This window comes from Roseinatronobacter monicus, from assembly GCF_006716865.1.
Lineage (GTDB): Bacteria > Pseudomonadota > Alphaproteobacteria > Rhodobacterales > Rhodobacteraceae > Roseinatronobacter > Roseinatronobacter monicus.
Genome location: NZ_VFPT01000001.1, coordinates 1,540,024 through 1,558,419, shown reverse-complemented (window position 1 = coordinate 1,558,419; position 18,396 = coordinate 1,540,024). Strand labels below are relative to the sequence as shown.

18 protein-coding genes are annotated in these 18,396 nt (G+C 59.5%); 10 read left to right on the top strand and 8 right to left on the bottom strand.

The genetic code is table 11. The features are described from left to right. The first annotated feature begins 14 nt into the window (after positions 1-14). The 4 genes from BD293_RS07355 to BD293_RS07340 all read left to right on the top strand — a co-directional run bounded on the left by BD293_RS07355 (position 15) and on the right by BD293_RS07340 (position 6,276). Entirely contained in the window at positions 15-1,169 is a 1,155-nt protein-coding gene (locus BD293_RS07355; RefSeq protein WP_142080539.1) for a sulfotransferase family protein, read from the top strand. Between the two features lie 115 nt (positions 1,170-1,284). Beyond that, on the top strand, positions 1,285-2,574 hold the full coding sequence (locus BD293_RS07350) for an O-acetylhomoserine aminocarboxypropyltransferase/cysteine synthase family protein (RefSeq protein WP_142080538.1): 1,290 nt from the start codon (positions 1,285-1,287) through the stop codon (positions 2,572-2,574). 124 nt (positions 2,575-2,698) lie between these two features. Next, entirely contained in the window at positions 2,699-5,626 is a 2,928-nt protein-coding gene (locus BD293_RS07345) for a hypothetical protein (RefSeq protein ID WP_142080537.1), read from the top strand. Between the two features lie 50 nt (positions 5,627-5,676). Continuing rightward, positions 5,677-6,276 carry an inner membrane-spanning protein YciB gene (locus BD293_RS07340; RefSeq protein WP_142080536.1) on the top strand — a complete coding sequence of 200 codons (600 nt, stop codon included), beginning with the start codon at positions 5,677-5,679 and terminating at the stop codon, positions 6,274-6,276. A gap of 40 nt (positions 6,277-6,316) precedes the next feature. Here the strand turns inward: BD293_RS07340 and BD293_RS07335 are convergent, their stop codons facing one another. The 7 genes from BD293_RS07335 to BD293_RS07305 all read right to left on the bottom strand — a co-directional run bounded on the left by BD293_RS07335 (position 6,317) and on the right by BD293_RS07305 (position 13,307). Beyond that, positions 6,317-7,018, bottom strand: a complete 702-nt coding sequence (locus BD293_RS07335; protein ID WP_142080535.1) for a glutathione S-transferase N-terminal domain-containing protein — start codon at positions 7,016-7,018, stop codon at positions 6,317-6,319. 117 nt (positions 7,019-7,135) lie between these two features. Further along, a complete protein-coding gene (locus tag BD293_RS07330) occupies positions 7,136-7,924 on the bottom strand; it encodes an FAD binding domain-containing protein (RefSeq protein ID WP_142080534.1) in 789 nt (262 codons plus the stop codon). A gap of 13 nt (positions 7,925-7,937) precedes the next feature. Further along, positions 7,938-10,310, bottom strand: a complete 2,373-nt coding sequence (locus tag BD293_RS07325) for a xanthine dehydrogenase family protein molybdopterin-binding subunit (protein WP_142080533.1) — start codon at positions 10,308-10,310, stop codon at positions 7,938-7,940. A gap of 82 nt (positions 10,311-10,392) precedes the next feature. Further along, positions 10,393-10,878 (bottom strand): (2Fe-2S)-binding protein, encoded by a 486-nt coding sequence (locus BD293_RS07320; protein ID WP_142080532.1) that lies wholly within the window; start codon positions 10,876-10,878, stop codon positions 10,393-10,395. 72 nt (positions 10,879-10,950) lie between these two features. Further along, on the bottom strand, positions 10,951-11,979 hold the full coding sequence (locus BD293_RS07315; protein ID WP_142080531.1) for a molybdopterin-binding protein: 1,029 nt from the start codon (positions 11,977-11,979) through the stop codon (positions 10,951-10,953). Further along, the gene (locus BD293_RS07310) at positions 11,976-12,962 is read right to left on the bottom strand and encodes an XdhC family protein (protein WP_142080530.1); all 987 of its coding nucleotides are present in this window, start codon (positions 12,960-12,962) and stop codon (positions 11,976-11,978) included. The genes BD293_RS07315 and BD293_RS07310 overlap by 4 nt, the downstream gene beginning before the upstream one ends. 132 nt (positions 12,963-13,094) lie before the next feature. Beyond that, a complete protein-coding gene (locus tag BD293_RS07305; RefSeq protein WP_142080529.1) occupies positions 13,095-13,307 on the bottom strand; it encodes a hypothetical protein in 213 nt (70 codons plus the stop codon). A 160-nt stretch (positions 13,308-13,467) separates the two neighbouring features. On the opposite strand from BD293_RS07305, the gene BD293_RS07300 reads away from it, so the two are divergent. Continuing rightward, complete coding sequence (locus BD293_RS07300; RefSeq protein WP_142080528.1) at positions 13,468-14,238, top strand: glycerophosphodiester phosphodiesterase family protein; 771 nt, start codon at positions 13,468-13,470, stop codon at positions 14,236-14,238. On the opposite strand, the gene trhA is transcribed toward BD293_RS07300, so the two are convergent. After that, a complete protein-coding gene (gene trhA, locus BD293_RS07295; protein WP_142080527.1) occupies positions 14,230-14,889 on the bottom strand; it encodes a PAQR family membrane homeostasis protein TrhA in 660 nt (219 codons plus the stop codon). The genes BD293_RS07300 and trhA overlap by 9 nt on opposite strands. Positions 14,890-15,059: 170 nt before the next feature. On the opposite strand from trhA, the gene BD293_RS07290 reads away from it, so the two are divergent. From BD293_RS07290 to hpf, 5 genes are all read left to right on the top strand, one after another. Next, the gene (locus BD293_RS07290) at positions 15,060-15,671 is read left to right on the top strand and encodes a ribonuclease D (RefSeq protein WP_142080526.1); all 612 of its coding nucleotides are present in this window, start codon (positions 15,060-15,062) and stop codon (positions 15,669-15,671) included. A gap of 3 nt (positions 15,672-15,674) precedes the next feature. Further along, positions 15,675-16,310, top strand: a complete 636-nt coding sequence (locus BD293_RS07285; protein ID WP_142080525.1) for a hypothetical protein — start codon at positions 15,675-15,677, stop codon at positions 16,308-16,310. A gap of 13 nt (positions 16,311-16,323) precedes the next feature. Beyond that, entirely contained in the window at positions 16,324-16,818 is a 495-nt protein-coding gene (locus BD293_RS07280) for an LptA/OstA family protein (protein WP_246086238.1), read from the top strand. A 4-nt stretch (positions 16,819-16,822) separates the two neighbouring features. Continuing rightward, on the top strand, positions 16,823-17,575 hold the full coding sequence (gene lptB / locus BD293_RS07275; RefSeq protein WP_142080523.1) for an LPS export ABC transporter ATP-binding protein: 753 nt from the start codon (positions 16,823-16,825) through the stop codon (positions 17,573-17,575). Positions 17,576-17,768: 193 nt separating this feature from the next. Beyond that, complete coding sequence (hpf, locus tag BD293_RS07270; RefSeq protein ID WP_142080522.1) at positions 17,769-18,335, top strand: ribosome hibernation-promoting factor, HPF/YfiA family; 567 nt, start codon at positions 17,769-17,771, stop codon at positions 18,333-18,335. Positions 18,336-18,396: the final 61 nt, after the last annotated feature.

Here is an 18,396-nt window from a genome sequence, read left to right as displayed (position 1 = left end):
GCGCGGGCAGCAGAATGAAAGACGCAGAGATAAAATCTGCCCTTGAGCAGGCACAAAAACACGCCGCCGCTGGTGCGTTTAACGATGCGCGCGCGATCTGCCTGCGCATCTTCGCACATAATCCCGGCGTGATCGGTGCGTTGCAAACCTATATGTCGGTCACCCGCGTCACACCGCGCGATCCGGTGCTGAAGCGGTTGCGCGCCTTTGCACGCGGGGCGCAAATGCCCGCAGCCATTGCCAGTCAGATCCAGTTCATGCTGGGCAAAGGGCTGGACGATATTGGCGATCATTCGGGTGCATTTGCTGCCTTTGTGCGGGCCAATGCGCTGAAGCCGGTGCAGTTCGACGCGGCCGCACAGGCACGACTGACCACAGTGACATTGCATGCCGTGGCACAAGCCCCGCGCTTGCAACTGGACCCGGTTGCGCCGCGTATGGTGTTCATTGTCGGAATGCCCCGCTCTGGCAGTTCGGTGCTGGCGCAACTGCTGGGTATGCACCCGGATATCTGCTCAGTCGGCGAGATGACGGCGCTGGGGCGCGCCTTGCAGGCGATTGACCCCAGCCTACCGCGCTTTATCCAGACCATGACGCTTGACAGGCTGGTGGCGCTGCGCACAGCCTATCTGGCCGAAATCGTCGCGGCGGGGCGCGGTGCACCGGTGATCGTCGACAAAATGCCTGAGAATTACTGGCTTGGCTGGCTTATCCCCATGCTGTTTCCAGACGCCGTAGTCCTCGAGACGCAGCGCCTGGCCTTGGCCACTTGTTGGAGTTGCTTTCGCAATGATTTCGGCCAAGGGCACGGCTATAGCACCGACTTCCCGACGCTCTGGGCGCATTATCATCGCTACAAGACCATGGCAGAGGCGTGGCGCGCCCGCGCAGGCGCACAATGGCAGGTTATCGCACTGGATGATCTGGCAGCGGCACCGCGTGCCACGATCCAGCCATGCCTGACCTCGCTGGGGCTGACATGGGTCGAGGCGATGGCAAGGCCAGAGGATGCCGACAGCGATCTGCGCACCCTGTCCAAATGGCAGGCGCGTCAGGCACTTGCGCCGGAAATCGCATCAGCGTGGACGCATTATCAGTCCTTGGTCCTTAACCGGTGGGGCAGCAAGCTGGACCCGCCACCAACACGCCAAGGCAGCGCCCCTATCTGATCGCGGTAAGTGGTCTGTTTCATCGTGTAGGCCGGTTGCGCGAAAAGTGGAATTGCGTCGGGCGGTCTGCTGGCGTAGCGTCAAGCGCGAAACCTGTTCTGCGGAGGAGACACGCATGGCTGATAAAGCACCCGGATTCGACACCCTTCAGATTCACGCAGGCGCACGCCCCGACCCCGCCACCGGCGCGCGGCAGGTGCCAATTTACCAAACCACAGCCTTTGTATTCCGCGATGCCGATCACGCAGCGGCGTTGTTCAACTTGCAAGAAGTTGGCTATATCTATTCGCGCCTGACCAACCCGACGGTCGCCGCGCTGCAAGAACGCATGGCAACGCTTGAAGGGGGGGCTGGCGCTGTGTGCTGCTCATCTGGACATGGCGCGCAGCTCATGGCGTTGTTTCCGCTGATGGGTCCGGGGTTAAATGTTGTGGCGTCAAGCCGCCTCTATGGCGGGACGGTCACGCAATTCAGCCACACGATCAAGCGCTTTGGCTGGTCGGCGAAATTCGTGGATTTTGACGATCTTGAGGCTGTTGAGGCCGCGATTGACGAAAACACCCGCGCTGTTTTCTGCGAATCTATCGCCAATCCCGGTGGCTATATCACCGATCTGGATGCGATATCGGCAATCTCGGACCGCGCAGGCATTCCCTTGATCGTCGATAACACCACCGCAACCCCCTATCTGTGTCGCCCGATTGAGCATGGCGCGACATTGGTTGTGCACTCGATGACCAAATACCTAACGGGCAATGGCACCGTCACGGGCGGCGTTGTCATTGATTCGGGCAAATTCGACTGGTCCGCGAATGGCAAGTTTCCTGCCATGTCAGAACCTGAACCCGCCTATCATGGCCTGAAATTCCATGAAACTTTTGGCCCACTTGCCTTTACCTTCAATGCGATTGCCATTGGTTTGCGCGATCTGGGCATGACCTTGAACCCGCAAGCCGCGCATTATACGCTGATGGGCATCGAAACATTGTCGCTGCGCATGGAGCGCCATTGCGCCAATGCAGTGAAAGTTGCCAATTGGCTAGAGCAAGATGACCGCATCGCGTACGTGACGTATGCGGGCCTTCCATCCTCGCCCTATTATGACCGGGTCAGCCGGATTTGCCCCAAAGGGGCTTCCTCCTTGTTCACTTTCGCGCTGAAAGACGGGTATGAAGCCTGCGTGAAATTGATTGATTCAGTTAATCTTTTCAGTCATGTAGCTAATCTTGGTGACACAAGATCGTTGATTATTCATTCGGCCTCGACCACACACCGCCAGTTGACCGAAGCGCAGCAATCCGCTGCGGGGGCCGCGCCTGATGTTGTGCGTCTGTCCATCGGGCTGGAAGACGCGGATGATATCATCGCTGATCTGGATCAGGCGCTGTCAAAGGCTTGCGCCTGAAGGGGTGGCTTGACGATAGGCCCATTGCACGTTTCAGTGTGCAATGGGCGAGATTTTGCGCTAGGCAAGCAGATGAGGGTATTGTGACTCCCGTTTTATTTCATAGTTGTGCTAAAGCCTCTGCATGAAACCAAATTTTGCACTTGGCCTGACAGTAGACGGGGTTACGCTCTGGCACCGCGACGCGACCGGTTGGTTGCGTGTTGGTGCTGTTGCCCTGAACTCACCAGATATGGAGGCACAGATGCGCGATATGTCGCGCGTCGCCTCCGCCCTCGCGCCAGAGGGGGTGACTACGAAACTGGTCATCCCTGACGACCAGATCCTCTATTGCGACCTCGCCATAGCTGGTCGCACACCAGAGGAGCAGGAGCAGGAACTTCGCGCCCAGCTTGGCGGCCGCACCCCGTACCCTGTTGAGGAACTTGTTTTAGACTGGTCCCTGACCAGCGGCAAAGGTGACGCGCAAGCCGTGGTTGTCGCGCGCGAGACAATCCTGGAGGCCGAAGAATTTGCAAACCTGTATGGGTTGAACCCTGTCAGCGCTGTAGCCGAGGCCAAGAACTCCAAGACAACGCGCGAGCCGTTTTTCGGGGCCACGCGGTCAGCGCAAAAGATCGTGCCCGATATCGCGCAGATAGAGCGCGACCATACACCACTGGTTGAAACGGGTCTTGTGACCCTGCCAGATCCAGAGCCAGTTGTTGAAAAACCGGCAACCGTGCCAGCCAAGGCGCCGACCGAAGCGGCAAAAACTGCACCACCCGCCGATGCAAAGCCGGCACCTGCAACCAAAGAGAAAACGCCCGCGCCCGTGGGCGCGACGGACGCCCCCAAGTCAGATAAAGCCGCGACGCCAGACAAAGCCGCCAAACCGGACGACGCGTCCAAAACACCAGCCAAAACCGCAGCACCGCCAGCGGGTACAAAGTCCGAGGCTGAGCGCAAAGCCTATGCATCGTCGCAGGCGGCGACTGACCGAAAGTCAGCTCTTTTAGCGAAACTCAGCGCGGCCAAACCCTCAATCCTGTCGCAGACCAAAGACTCGTCTGACAGAAAATATGGGTTGGGCCAGCTTCTGGGTGGAAAAAAATCCGATGCCACCACGCCCCCCGAACCCGCCGCAGACCTGCCAAGGCCAGCGGCAGATGTGGCCGCTTTCAGATCGCGCCGGGGCGATAGCGCGCCCGAACGCACCGCATCTGCAATGCCCAAGCCTTTGGGGCGTAATTTTTCCGCCTTGGTGCGTGGCAAGACACTGGGCGCAAAGGCCGCGTTTGCCGCGGCACTAAGCGGCGGCGCCAAGAAGGCAGATGCCAGCACCAGCGCACCTGCGGCACAACCCGAAACAGGCGCGGCATCCAGCAAGGCATGGGTGTCACCTCTGGCCAGCACCGGCAAGCCGAGCCAAGCCAAGGCCAAGGCCAAGCCAGACGCGAAAGCGGCCGCCAAGATACCGGCAGCAGAGAAACCAAAAGTTCAAGCTGCGCGCAAAGGCCCGTTAGAGACACTGCAAGAACGCGGCGAGCGCAAGCAAAGCAGCGAGGCAGAGCGCCTTACCATTTTCGGCGCGCGCAACAATCAGGACATTCAGCCCGCTGGAAAAAACCGCGCTTTGCTGGTTCTTGGGGGCGTGGGCCTTGTGCTTGTTGCCGCAGCAATCTGGGCGGGGTATTTCTTCGCCAATCAACCCGGTGGCCTGCAACTCGCGCAGGAGCCCGCGCAAGACATCGCCCTTGAACCGGAAATCACCGCCCCGGAACAGCCTGCAACAGCACTGGAAGATATCGAAGCCGCCTTGGGTCTTGAAGATGCAGCGCAACAATTGCCCCTCGACACGACAGAGGGGGCAATTGCCCCTGACAGCGCAACGGCTGAGGAGACAGAGGCGACACCCGACACAGCAGTCAGCGCGCAAGACCCGCAAGCCGGGCGCATTGCCGGGCTGCGCTCGGTCGCATTGCTGCCCCCGCAAGAGGCTGCGCCACTGCCTTCCGCGCCCGCTGCCCCGGCCCCTTTCGGCTCTGAACCGCTTGCGCCCTTGCGCGAGGAGGTGGAGCAGGCGGCCGCAGCAGCCGATGCTGCGCCTGACGAAACGGCAACACCAGCCGAAGACGCCGCCCCCGCCCTGCCTGCCGGAGAGGAACTGCTTGAGATAGCCGTGTCAGACGGCACACCTTCTGTTGTTCCCCCGACACGTCCCGAAGGGTTGGCCCCAGAACTCGAAGCGCCCGCCGAACCAGAGGCTGTGCCCGAGCCAGAGGCCGCCGCCGAACAGGTGCCCGTGGACCCGACAGATGAAAGCTTGCTGGAAATCTTGGTCACGCCGGGGTCACCATCTGTCACCCCGCCCACGCGGCCAGAGGGTATCGCGCCTGAGCAACAAACACCCGCCGAGGGCGCAACCGACGCAGAACCGCAGCCCTCGCACGCCGGTGATGTGCAAGAGCTGCCGCCTGAGACACCGACAGATGCTGACGCCGCCGCTGAAAGCGACGAAGCCGCCCTGAGCACGCCTTCGGCTGGCGCACTGGCCTTGACTGCCCTGCGCCCCGCCGCCCGTCCTGAGGCATTGGCCATAGACCTGCCTGATGCAGACCAGACACCAAGTTTCAGCGATGCGTCGGATCTGGCCGTCGCGGCATCCTTGCGCCCCGGTTCGCGCCCCAGTCAGTTCTCTGCTGTTGTGCAACGCACCCTGCGCGCAGCTGAAACACCCCGGCAAGAACAGCAGCAGCAACAGCAACAACAGCAATCAGAGCCAATCCAGACCGCACGCGCCGCCGTGCCGGATGCGCCCCCAATCCCCACCTCTGCCTCTGTCTCGCGCGAAGCGACACAGGCCCGCGCAATCAATCTGCGGCAAATCAATCTGCTGGGCGTAATGGGCACGTCTTCGGAACGGCGCGCACTTGTGCGGCTGTCGAATGGCCGTGTGGTGACCGTCAGGGTGGGTGAAACCCTCGATGGTGGACAGGTTACAGCCATCGGCGATGATGAATTGCGGTATTCACGGCGCGGACGCAATGTCGTGTTGCGCATTGCATCCTGATCCAACAGCACCGATAAGGCGACACAGCCGAAATTGACCAAGGAAAAGACATGTCAGACAAGCAGGTGTCCCCCGCTGTAAAAATCGGGCTAGAGCTTGGGCCGGTATTTCTGTTCTTCGTGGGCTATATCACCACGCGCGGCCAAACCTATGTCATTGGCGGCACGGAATACGATGCCTTTATCCTTCTGACAGCAGCGTTCATACCGCTGATGGCAGTGGCAACATTTGTGTTGTGGAAGCTGTCGGGACGGCTGAGCCGGTTGCAACTGGTGACTTTGGTGATGGTGGTCTTGTTCGGCGGCTTGACGGTCTGGCTGAACGACGAGCGATTCTTCAAGATGAAGCCCACTGCGGTCTATATGATTTTTGCCCTATTGCTGGCACTTGGTTTGTCGCGCGGGCAAAGCTGGCTGGAAATGGTGATGGAGGGCGCATTGCCGCTGACGCATGACGGCTGGATGCTGCTGACCAAACGACTGGCGCTGATGTTCGCAGCGATGGCCTGCACCAATGAAATTGTCTGGCGCACGATGTCTACGGATGCTTGGGTCAATTTCCGCACATTCGTGCTGCCGCTGGCATTGTTCGGGTTTTTCATGGCGCAAGCGAAACTGTTTGAACGCTACAGCTCGGCCCCAAAAGACTGAGAATGGATCGGGCGGGGGCATTCCCCGCCCTGCCCCATAATCAGTCGCGCTTTCCAAACAGCACTTTTTGCGCTTCCTTGTCATCTTGCACGTTGGAGCGCTTTTCTTCGCCAAGCGCCTTGCCTTTCTGAACCGCAGGACGCGCGCCAACCAGATCCAGCCAGCGGGCCAGAGCGGGTTTGTCGTCCAGCGTTTGCTGCTGTCCTTCCCACAAAATAGCCCAAGGCCAGATCGCCATATCCGCGATGGAATACTCGGCCCCTGCGACATATTCATTTGTCGCCAGTTGCTTGTCCAACACCCCCAGCAGTCGCGCCACCTCGTTGCGGTAACGATCCTTGGCATATGGCAGGTCTTGGGGTGTCTCCAGCGCCGGGGCATATTTCAGGAAGTGATGCGCCTGACCGGCCATTGGCCCCAAGCCACCCATCTGCCACATCAACCATTGATCTACCGCAATACGGTCGCGCTCGGTCTTGCCCCCGAACTGGCCGGTTTTACGCGCCAGATACTGCAAAATTGCACCCGATTCAAAAATCGAGATCGGCGCGCCATCTGGACCCTCTGGATCGGTAATCGCAGGCATCCGGTTATTTGGCGCGATTTTCAGGAAATCGGGTTTGAACTGGTCACCCGCCCCGATATTCACATAGTGCACTGCGTAGGGCAGGCCCATTTCCTCTAATGCGATAGAAACTTTCCAGCCATTGGGCGTGGGCCAGTAATGCAGATCGATACTCATGAAGACTCCTGTCGGTGATGATTGCTGCACAAGCTAAGCATCTGCCGAAGGATTCCAAGGCGAAATAGAAAAAAGAGGGCCAGATGCGGCCCTCTTTGTTGGTGCTCTGGCGAAGCGTTACTTTGCAGCGGCAACGGCCCGCCGCGTCATCACACCGACCAGATGCGCGCGGTATTCAGGTGTGCCGTGCAAATCCGAGATCATCTCGTCAGAAGAGCATGTCAGCCCGGAAATCGCATCTGCCGAAAACTCCTGCGACAAGGCGGCTTCGGCTTCGGTCCAGCGAAAAACGCCGATCTCAGATGCGCCGGTCACAGCGACGCGCACACCAGTTGCGTATTTCGCCACAAACACGCCCGTCAGCGCGAACCGCGACGCCGGTTGCAGGAATTTCGCATAGGCCGATTTCTCGGCAATGGGAAACCGCACCGAGGTGATGATCTCGCCTTCGTCCAGTGCTGTGGTGAACATGCCTTGAAAATAATCATCCGCAGCAATTTCACGGGTATTGGTGACGATGGTCGCCCCTGTGCCAAGCACCGCCGCAGGGTAGCAGGCAGAGGGGTCGTTATTGGCCAGACTGCCGCCCAGAGTGCCGCGATTGCGCACCGCAGGGTCGCCAATCTGGCCTGCAAGCGCTGCAAGGCCGGGGAAATGCCCTGCCGCTTGTTCCGCGACCGTGGCGTGGGTTGTGGCCGCACCAATAACAAGGCTGTCCCCATCCGGGCAAACCCCCTGCATTTCGGGGATGCCGGTTAGGCTGACAAGTGTTTCCGGCGCATTCAACCGCGCCTTCATCGAGGGGATCAGGGTTTGCCCGCCCGACAAGGGTTGTGCGTCCTCGTTGGAGAGGGCGGCAACAGCCTCGGCGATGCTGCTGGGTTTCACGAACTCAAAATTATGCATGGGTTTTCCTCCCTCAACCTTTCATGGCCGCCCAGACGCGCGAGGGCGTCAGGGGCATGTCGATATGCGTGACATGCGTATGGCCCGCACGGTGCAGCGCATCAATTGCAGCATTGACCACTGCTGGCGGTGATCCGATGGCCCCGGCTTCGCCGCAGCCTTTTACGCCCAGCGGGTTGTGCGTGCAGGGTGTGATGCAGCTATGATCCACTGTGAAGCCCCGCACATCATCAGCGCGCGGCATGGCGTAATCCATATAACTGCCCGACAACAACTGGCCCTGATCGTCATAGACGCAGTTTTCCAGCAAAGCCTGACCGATCCCCTGCGCGATCCCGCCATGCACCTGACCTTCAACGATCATCGGGTTGACGATATTGCCGAAATCATCTGCCGCGATGAAGCGCAGGATGTCGATCTTACCGGTTTCCGGGTCCAGCTCAATCTCGCAGCCATAAGCGCCTGATGGGTAGGTGAAGTTCGACGGATCATAGAAGGCGGTTTCTTCCAGCCCCGGTTCCAGATCTTCCAGCGGGTAATTGTGTGGAACATAGGCGGCCAGTGTGACGCCGGACCAATCTACGGATTTATCGGTTCCCGCCACGCTGAACTTGCCGTCCTTCAGCTCGATATCTTCGGGGGCCGCTTCAAGCAGATGGGCGGCGATCTTCTTGGCCTTGTCGATGATCTTATTCGTGGCCTTTACAATCGCAGACCCGCCCACGGCCAAGGACCGCGACCCGTAGGTGCCCATGCCCATTGGGGTGTTCGCCGTGTCGCCGTGGTGAATTTCAATGCTGTTGGTATCAATCCCGATCATCTCGGCCACCACTTGCGCAAAGCTGGTCTCGTGCCCCTGCCCATGGCTGTGGCTGCCGGTATAAACGCTGATAGAGCCGGTCGCATTAACCCGCACAGACGCGGATTCATACAGGCCAGCACGCGCGCCCAACTGCCCCACAAGGTTCGAGGGCGCGATTCCGCAAGCCTCGATGTAATGGGCGATGCCAAAACCGCGCAGCTTGCCGCGTGCTTTCGACTCGGCAGCGCGTTTGTCGAAATTCGCATAGTCCGACAACTCCAGCATCTTGTCCATCGTGGCGTCGTAATTGCCTGTGTCATAGACCACCGCGACCGGGGTCTGGTACGGGAATTGATCGGCCCTGATGAAGTTCTTGCGCCGCAACTCAATCGGGTCCACACCCAGTTCGCGCGCGGCCTTGTCGACCAGCCGTTCAAGCTGGAACGTCGCTTCGGGTCGGCCTGCACCGCGATATGCGTCAACCGGCACTGTGTTGGTGAACACCGCCTTGACGTTTACATAAATCAGCGGCGTGCGGTAGTTCCCGGCCATCAAAGTGCCATGCAGCCAAGTCGGGACCGAGGGCGCGAAGGTCGACAGATACGCCCCCATATTCGCGTAAGTGTCTGTCCGCAGCGCGGTGAAATTATGCTCCGCATCCAGCGCCAGTTCGATCTTCGTCTTGTGGTCGCGGCCATGCGCGTCAGAGATGAACGCCTCGGAGCGCGATGAGGTCCATTTCACAGGGCGTTTCAGCACTTTTGCCGCATAGGTGCAAAACGCCTCTTCTGCGTAGTGGAAAATTTTTGTGCCAAAGCCCCCGCCCACATCCGGGGCCACTACGCGCAGTTTGTGCTCTGGGATATTGAGCACGAACGCACCCATCAGCAGCCGGATCACATGCGGGTTCTGGCTGGTGGTATAGAGCGTGTGATTGTCGCCCCACGGGTCGTAATCGCCCACCGCCACGCGCGGCTCCATCGGGTTGGCGACAAGGCGGCTATTGCTCAATTCCAACGACACGACATGCGCGGCACTCTCAAATGCCGCGTTCACCGCGTCCTTGTTTTCTTCGACAAAGCCCCAGTCATAGCACAGGTTCGAGGTCAGTTCGTCATGCACCTTTGGTGCACCGTCGGCCAGCGCGGCCTTCATGTCGACCACAGCTTCCAACTCTTCGATATCAACCTCGATCGCCTCGGCGGCGTCGCGCGCCTGCTCGTAGGTTTCGGCCACGACCGCAGCAATCGGGTCGCCCACATGGCGCACTTTGCCTTCGGCCAAAATGGGATGCTTGGGTTCTTGCATCACGCCGCCAAAACGGTCGGTGATCTGCCAGCCGCAGGGAATACCACCCGCGCTGTCAAAATCGGCCGATGTAAAGACCTTGAGCACACCGGGCATGGCTTCGGCCGCTGCGGTGTCAATTCCATTGATGCGCCCATGCGCTACATCCGAGCGCAGGAAATGCACGAAACTCTGGCCGCGCAGGTTAATGTCATCGGTATACTTGCCGTTCCCCGTCAGGAACCGCACATCCTCGCGCCGTTTGGTGCTGGCGCCAATGCCGTCATCTTTGGGCATCAAATCCTCCATCTGTCGCTGGTCGTGCCGGGCGGCACCATAGCTGCCCTGTCGCACGGAAATTCACTGGCTCAGGGGCAAATCACTCTGCCGCAAGCGCGCCTGCATCCTGCCCGGAGGCGGCCATTACGGACCGCACGATATTCTGATACCCGGTGCAGCGGCAGATATTGCCTTCCAGATAATGGCGCACTTCTTCTTCGGTGGGGGTTGGGTTCTCGGCCAGCAAGGCCGCAGTCGACATCACCATGCCGGGCGTGCAAAAGCCGCATTGCAGCCCATGATAATCCTGAAATGCCTGCTGGATCTTGCCAAGACTGCCGTCGGGGTTTGCCATGCCTTCCACGGTCGTGACCTCGGCCCCGTCCAGATCGGCGGCGAATGCGGTGCACGATTTGATGGCCTTGCCGTGCACCAGCACCACACAGGCCCCGCATTGGCTGGTGTCACAGCCCACATGCGTTCCGGTCAGGCCCAGCAGATCGCGCAGATAGCTGGACAGCAATGTCCGCCCCTCTGTATCCGCACTGACCTCGCGGCCATTTACCTTCATCTTCACCTGAGACATAAATTTCCTCCCACTTATTATCCTGAGTTCAGTTAAACACGGTTTTTTTCCCCCGCCTATGCGACCTTGGGCTTAGTCCACTGGCGCAGTGCGGTGCTGCGCAGGCTCTCCTTGTCTGCGCGGGCGCGGACGGGTGGGTATCTCTTTCAGCAGCCCGCCCACACCCATTGACATGATATCAGCAGGTGTCACGTCAAGCCCGCAAATGATCCGCTCCATCACCCAATCGGCACCGTTCAGCGCAGGACTTTTGGCGCAACCCGGCAGGCCAATTACGGGGCGCGCACCCAACTGGCCCAGAAACAACAGATTGCCGGGGTCTACGGGCATGCCAAAATGCGCCACCTTACCGCCTGCGCGGCGCAGGGCTTCGGGGGCTGTGTCATACAGATCAGAGGTGGCAGAGCCGGTCAGGATCAGCACCAATTCGCCCGTTGCCTTCTCCAACGTCTGCGCCAAGGGCGCGATCTGATGCGGCACAACACATACAGGGTCAAGCGCCACACCCATCCGCTCCAACCGGGCGGCGGTGATGGCATGGCCCTTGGCCCCGTCTTCGTCGGGGCGCACCCGCGTCTGAATCAAACTGGCACGGCGCAAGACAGGCGGAAGAAGCTGCAAAGCACCCTGCCCCGCCGCACAGGCTTGCGCCACGGCAGATGCCGCCACGCCATAGGCAATGATCTTGACAGTCGCCGCCATTGCGCCGGGGTCCATCCGCATCAGATCCGGCAGGGTCGCCACTGTTATCGCGGGGTCAATTGCATTCACGGCATGGACCTGTGCCGCGCGCAGCTTCAGCACCCCCGGCCCCTGCGCCACGATATTGACCCGCCCGGTGCCCACGGGTTTCAGCGCAAGACCCGCCGCCTTTGGGTCGGGCACCAGCGCGCGCGCCAGCGCTAAAGCGGCGGCGTCCTCGTCCATGTCGGTGGCGTCCAGCCGAGCAACCGTGACCTGTTCATGCCCCGCCGCGTGCAGGGCGTGCAGGTCTGCGATGTCCAGCACCCTGCCCTTGCGCAACCGTGTGGCCCCCAGCGCGATGGAATGCGCAAGAATGGCACCTGCCGCGTCAGACACTGCAACGGGTCCAAATTTCATCGCGGCCCCCGCAAGGCTTGTGTGATCTGCGCGAGGGTTGCCACCGCAATCTCTGCCGGGCTGCGCGCCCCGATATTCAGACCGACAGGCGCGTGGATGCGAGCGAGCTGCGCCTCTGACAACCCGTCCGCGCGCAACCGCTCCAGCCGCTTGGCATGGGTGCGGGTGGAGCCGAGACACCCCAGATAGAAGACATCTGAATGCAATGCAGCAATGATGGCAGGATCATCCAGCTTGGCGTCATGTGTCAGGGTCACAACCGCTGTGCGCGCGTCCAGCCCAATTGCGGCCAAGGCCTCATCCGGCCAGTCATGAAGCAACCTCTCGCCCGGAAAGCGCTGCTCAGACGCAAAGGCGTCGCGCGGATCGACCAGCACAGGCGCATATCCCGCAAGCCGCGCCATCGGCAAAAGCGCCTGCGCGATATGGACAGCGCCCACGACGACCAGTTGCAACGGCGGGTTGTGCAGGGTCACCAACTGCCCCGCTTCATCACGGCCCGACTGGTCAAGGCGGAACCTGTCGCCGAGGTCAGGGTCATCAGGGGTGCTTAAGTGGCGCGACCAGTCGGTCATATCCGTCACGCAGGCAACCGGCGCGCGCGCGGCGCGCTTGGCAACCAGTTCGCGCAGCAAGGACGCCGAAAGCCGTGGGCTGTCGTCGCCAATGGGTTCAACCAGCACCTCAATCGTGCCGCCACAGGCCAGTCCCACCTCGAACGCAGTCTCATCGGCCACGCCAAAGCTGAGAAGGCGCGGAATACCATCGCCAAGCGCGTCAAGCGCCTCGACCACCACTGCGCCTTCGACGCAGCCGCCCGAGACAGACCCCATAATCTCGCCCGCGCCGGAAATCGCCAACTGGCTGCCTGCCTGCCTTGGGGCCGACCCCCAAGTCTGAACCACAGTTGCCAGAACGGCCCCGCGTTCGGCCTCATGCCACTCAAGGGCGATTTCGGGAATCTGGTCAAAACGGGCATCCATGCCAAGCGCCTCCCTTCACTGCCCAAACTTGGGGATGAGGATGGCAGGTAATCTGAAACTTGGCAAATGCGACCTTGGGCGCATATCGGAAAATTCAACCTGCCTAGTCTTCAGATTGCAGGTCAGGAAATGTCAGAAGGGGAAATTGCGGCGCGCGGGGAAATCAGGGTGCGACGGAAGTTGCTGCGTGGGGCGCACACGGCACGGCCAACTTGCATCTTGCGCGGCTTTCACATCTTTCAGGGATCTTAGCGCCAGCTTCAGGATTGCGTTCTCACGCAGTTCCACGGACCGACAAATCCGACGAGGTTTTGCCTCTGAGAATGATTGGAATGTGTCGGGCATGTCCGTCCTTCCCCTCAAGACAATAGAAAGCTAGCGCAGCTCAAAACAGGTCAATATGATTCAGATCAATCCCCATAGACACTGAACTTGTCACGCTTGTATAGGTTTTTCTCATGCGACCTGCTCTCGACAAAAGCACAAATCCAGCGATGATGCGCGCATGACCAGCATGCACACACATCCGTTTCTGAACACTCCTACCGCCTTGGCAATCGCCCATCGCGGCGGAGCGCTTGAATGTGAAGAGAATACCTTGCCAGCGTTTTCTCATGCGGTGGCGTTAGGCTATACGCATATGGAACTGGATGTCCACGCGACCCGTGACGGGGTGGTTGTGGTTCATCACGACCCGGATCTGACGCGCGTTTTCAAAGACCCGCGGCGGATTGCGGATATGGACTATGCCGAATTGCGCCAGTTGCGCAGCCCGAAGGGCGCAGAAGTTCCAAAACTGGAAGATGTTCTGACACAGCTTCCAACGGTTTGCATCGCCATTGAGGCGAAGTCGCGCGCGGTCGTGGCTCCGCTATGCGCCCTGATCCAACGTCTTGGTGTGATGGACCGAATTAGCATTGGCGCTTTTGATCCCGCGCGCACCGAACTGGCGCGCCAGTCACTTGGCCCCGATTTGCTGTGGTCGCCCGCACATGGTCAGGTTGCGCGGTTGTGGGCGCGCGGCTGGGGGGTGCCTTTGGGGCTTACGGATTTCAAACTGGTGCAGGTGCCCGCTGTCTGGAAAGGCGTGCCTGTTGTCACCCCTCGCTTTGTGCGCGCGGCCCATCAGGCGGGAATCGCCGTTCAGGTCTGGACCGTCAATGACAGCGCCGAGATGACGCGGCTTTTGGATATGGGGGTGGACGGGCTGATGACCGACCGGCCAACATTGTTGCGCGAGGTTTTGACGCAGCGGGGCGCTTGGCCCCTAACCTGATAGCAGCAAGGCCATGACCGCAGCATAAAATATGAAACTCGCAACCAGAACAAAGATATGCCAGATCGCAAAGTGATAGGGCAATCGGGTCCACAGGTAGAAGAACACGCCGGTGGTATAGACGACGCCGCCTATGACCATAAGCACCAAGGTCGCCATAGGCAGGCTTTGCGCAAGTGACGGCAGGATCAAAACGCCGACCCACCCCATTCCAAGATAAAGCGCGAGTGCCACAAACCTGAACCGCACAGGCGAGGCCAGCTTCAACGCAACACCGACCGCCGCCGCCCCCCAAAGGCCCACCAACAACCCCAAACCCTGACCACTTATCAAGGTGAAGGGCGTATAGGTGCCCGCAATCTTGAGATAGATCGCCGCATGGTCGATGCGCTGGAACAGCCAGTTCATCCCCGGTTTGACACCCAGATTATACAGCGCAGAGGCCGACAGCATTGCAATAAAACAAGCGCCGTAAATGCTGACCGCCAACACAAAACTGCCAGAGCCGGTCTGCACACTGCGCATCAGCGCCGCTCCGATCAGAAGCGGCACCGCCAGAAGCGCAGCCCCGACCCCGACCAGATGGATCACGGAATCCAGCCGCTTTTCAGCGGCGCTGTAAGCCAGTCGTGGCGCGAATTGATTGTGCATTGCCATGTCTCCTAAGGTTTAAGGTAATGCGCCAGCCTTGTGATGCGAAGTCTTATCTTGGCATACGCATGATTGACCCTGCGTCAGCACCAGCATTGCGCAAATCGCTTGATTTCCTACCGCAACCCGCCTAGCCCCATATCGAAACTTGCTATGAGAGAGAGGCGCGGATGACCCTTCAGCTGCATATGGATGATTTGCCCGACGGGCTGGATCTGGGACCGGTAGTTGCAATCGACTGCGAATCCATGGGGCTTAATCCGCATCGTGACCGGCTATGTGTGGTGCAACTGTCATCGGGCGATGGCAATGCGCATCTTGTGCAGGTCGCGCGCGACATCAAATCGGCCCCCAACCTGACCCGCCTTCTGACCGATCCACAGGTCTTGAAGTTGTTTCATTTCGGGCGCTTCGACATTGCACTGCTCCGTCACAGCTATGGCGTCACCACTGCGCCGGTCTATTGCACAAAAATTGCATCGAAGCTGATCCGCACCTATACCGACCGGCATGGGCTGAAATATCTGCTGTCCGAGTTGCTGGATGTCGATATCTCGAAACAGCAACAAAGCTCGGACTGGGGCGCGCAGAAACTCACACAGGCACAGCAAAGCTATGCCGCGTCGGATGTTCTGTATCTGCACCGGTTGCGCACAGTGCTGGATGCGATGCTGGCCCGCGAAGGGCGCACCGGTCTGGCACAACGCTGTTTCGATTTTCTGCCAACCCGCGCCGAGCTGGACCTGATGGGCTGGCCGGAAACCGATATTTTTGCGCATTAAGCCATGCGGGGGGCATCCGTCAGCCGGTTTGGATTGTTGGGTGGGCAAATTGCCCAGGTGCTGCGTGTTGCGTTGCCGCTAGGCGCGCTGGCGCTGCTGTCGACCGTGTTTCTGGTTCCGCGTGGAATTGACCCGCAGCTTGCCGTCGACATGTCACAGATAGATGTCGAAGACTTGGCGCGCGACCCGCGCGTGGGCGGGGCCAGATTTGCGGGTATGACGCGCGATGGCACTGCCATGACCATCTCGGCGCAGACTGTCCGCTCGACCGAAGATTTGCAGGACAGCGGCCCGATCCATCTGCTGCTGGATACGCCGGATGGGGAATTGCAATTTTCCTCTGGGCGCAGGGCGGTGTTTCGCGGGCAAGAAGGGCGCATCGATCAGGCTCAGGATGAAATCACGTTGCAGGGGGCGGTGATGCTGGAAACCTCGGACGGTTACCGCGTCAATATGGCAGAACTGATTTCAGCGATTGAGACGACGCATGTGCAAGGCTTTGGCGGCATCACCGGGCACGGCCCAGCGGGTAACATCACCGCGGATTCACTGGAACTGACCAAGACAGATGCCCAGAGTGGCGGATATCTGCTTGCTTTCAAGGGCAATGTCAGGCTGATATACTTTCCAGATGACTAGGGGAGTGCGAAGCGTGCGATCATCAGGGGTTGTCCGGGTAGCGTTGTTGCTGATCGCATTCAGTGCCAATGCTCTATCCGCGCAGGGAACAGGCCTGTCATTCTCGGGTCTGGATGCCGTACGCGGTTTGCCCGTGGAAATCACCTCGGATGAATTGCAGGTGGACAACACCACAGGCGAGACGGTGTTTTCAGGCAATGTGGTGCTGGGACAAGGCGATATGCGCATCGCGGCCCCGCTGATCCGCATTATCTATGCGTCCGCCGATGGCGGGCGTATTGAACGGCTGGAGGCGTCGGGCGGTGTCACGCTTGTCACTGCGGAAGAAGCCGCCGAATCCCAAGACGCAGTTTATGCAGTCGAGGACGGGACCGTAACAATGCAAGGCTCTGTCATTCTGACGCAAGGGCCGAATGTCCTGTCAGGCGATAGACTGAACGTGAACGTGCGCACAGGACAAGGGCGCATGGACGGCAATGTGCGCACGATCATACAGACCAATCCCTGACCCTATGGCATTACAAGAAACACCCAGCGCGGACTCAGCGCTAGACGTCACACATCTGCAAAAGCGCTATGGCAAACGCGTGATTATACGCGATGTGTCGCTGCGCCTGCATCCCGGCGAAGTGGTGGCATTGCTTGGCCCCAATGGCTGCGGGAAGACCACATGCTTCTACTGCATTGCAGGCATTGTGCGCCACGAAGGCGGGGCGGTACGCATTGACGGCGCTGGCGCCACCGGGCTGCCGCTGTATCAGCGCGCACGCCTTGGGCTGGGATATCTGCCGCAGGAAATGTCGATATTCCGCGGCCTGAGTGTCGCGCAGAATATCATGGCCGTCCTTGAACTGTCCGAGCCGGATCGCGCACAGCGCAAGCAAAGATTGCTTCAGTTGTTGCAGGAATTTTCAATCGAGCATCTGCGTGACCAACCCGCGATGGCGCTTTCTGGGGGCGAGCGCAGGCGCGTCGAGATTGCGCGCGCCCTTGCTGCCAAACCGCGCTATGTTTTGCTTGATGAACCTTTTGCGGGGGTCGATCCGATTGCGGTGGGCGAAATCCGCGCATTGGTCGGTGATCTGAAGACACGCGGTCTGGGTGTACTGATTACGGATCACAATGTGCGCGAAACACTTTCGATTGTGGATCGGGCATATATCCTGCATGATGGTAAGGTGTTGAAAACCGGAACACCCGCAGAAGTTGTGGCCGACGCCGAGGTGCGCAGGGTCTATCTGGGCGCGGATTTCAAACTGGACTGACCGCACCCCTCGCATCACAACCCCCCGCGAGAAAGCATTGACAACCCCCCTACATTCGTTTCCAAATACCCCCATGAGGCACGCCCGCATTCATTGTAGCACTGTTTGAAATGGTGGGATTGAACGGGCAAGCGGCGCAAAAAATTACGGGGTGGGGCAGAGTATTCCCTGCCAAAACAGCGAGGAGAAGCGCATGCGTTATCAGATCAGCGGCAGACATATAGATATTGGAGAGGCTTTGCAGACCCATGTGAAAGCAGAGTTTGGCGAGTTGGTCGAGAAGTACCAGCAGCGCCCGACCGAAGCTGTGGTCGTCTTCTCACGCGATGCCCATAACCATGTCTGTGAAGCAACGCTGCACCTGTCCACCGGACTGACTGCTGCGGCCAAGGCGCAGTCGACCGAGATTTACGCCGCCTTCGAATCGTGCCGTGAAAAACTGGACAAGCAGTTGCGCCGCTACAAGCGCCGCCTGAAAGATCATCACCGCGACCGCGCAACCCCGGTTGAGTTTGGCGACGCTTCGTCTTATATCCTCGCTTCAGACAAGACTGAACCGGTGGACGAGCCCGACTCGTTGCAGCCAATAATCATTGCAGAGATGGAAACACGCATTCCCTCTCTATCCGCAGGAGAAGCCGTGATGCAGATGGAACTCGCTCATGCGCCAGTATTGGTGTTCCGAAATGAACGTCATGGTGGCCTGAATGTGGTTTATCGGCGCGAAGACGGCAATATCGGTTGGATTGATCCCGAGTAACGCCACAAATTTTCGGCACCACCCTCGCAGCATTGCTTCGGGGGTGGCATTGTGTTTTTCA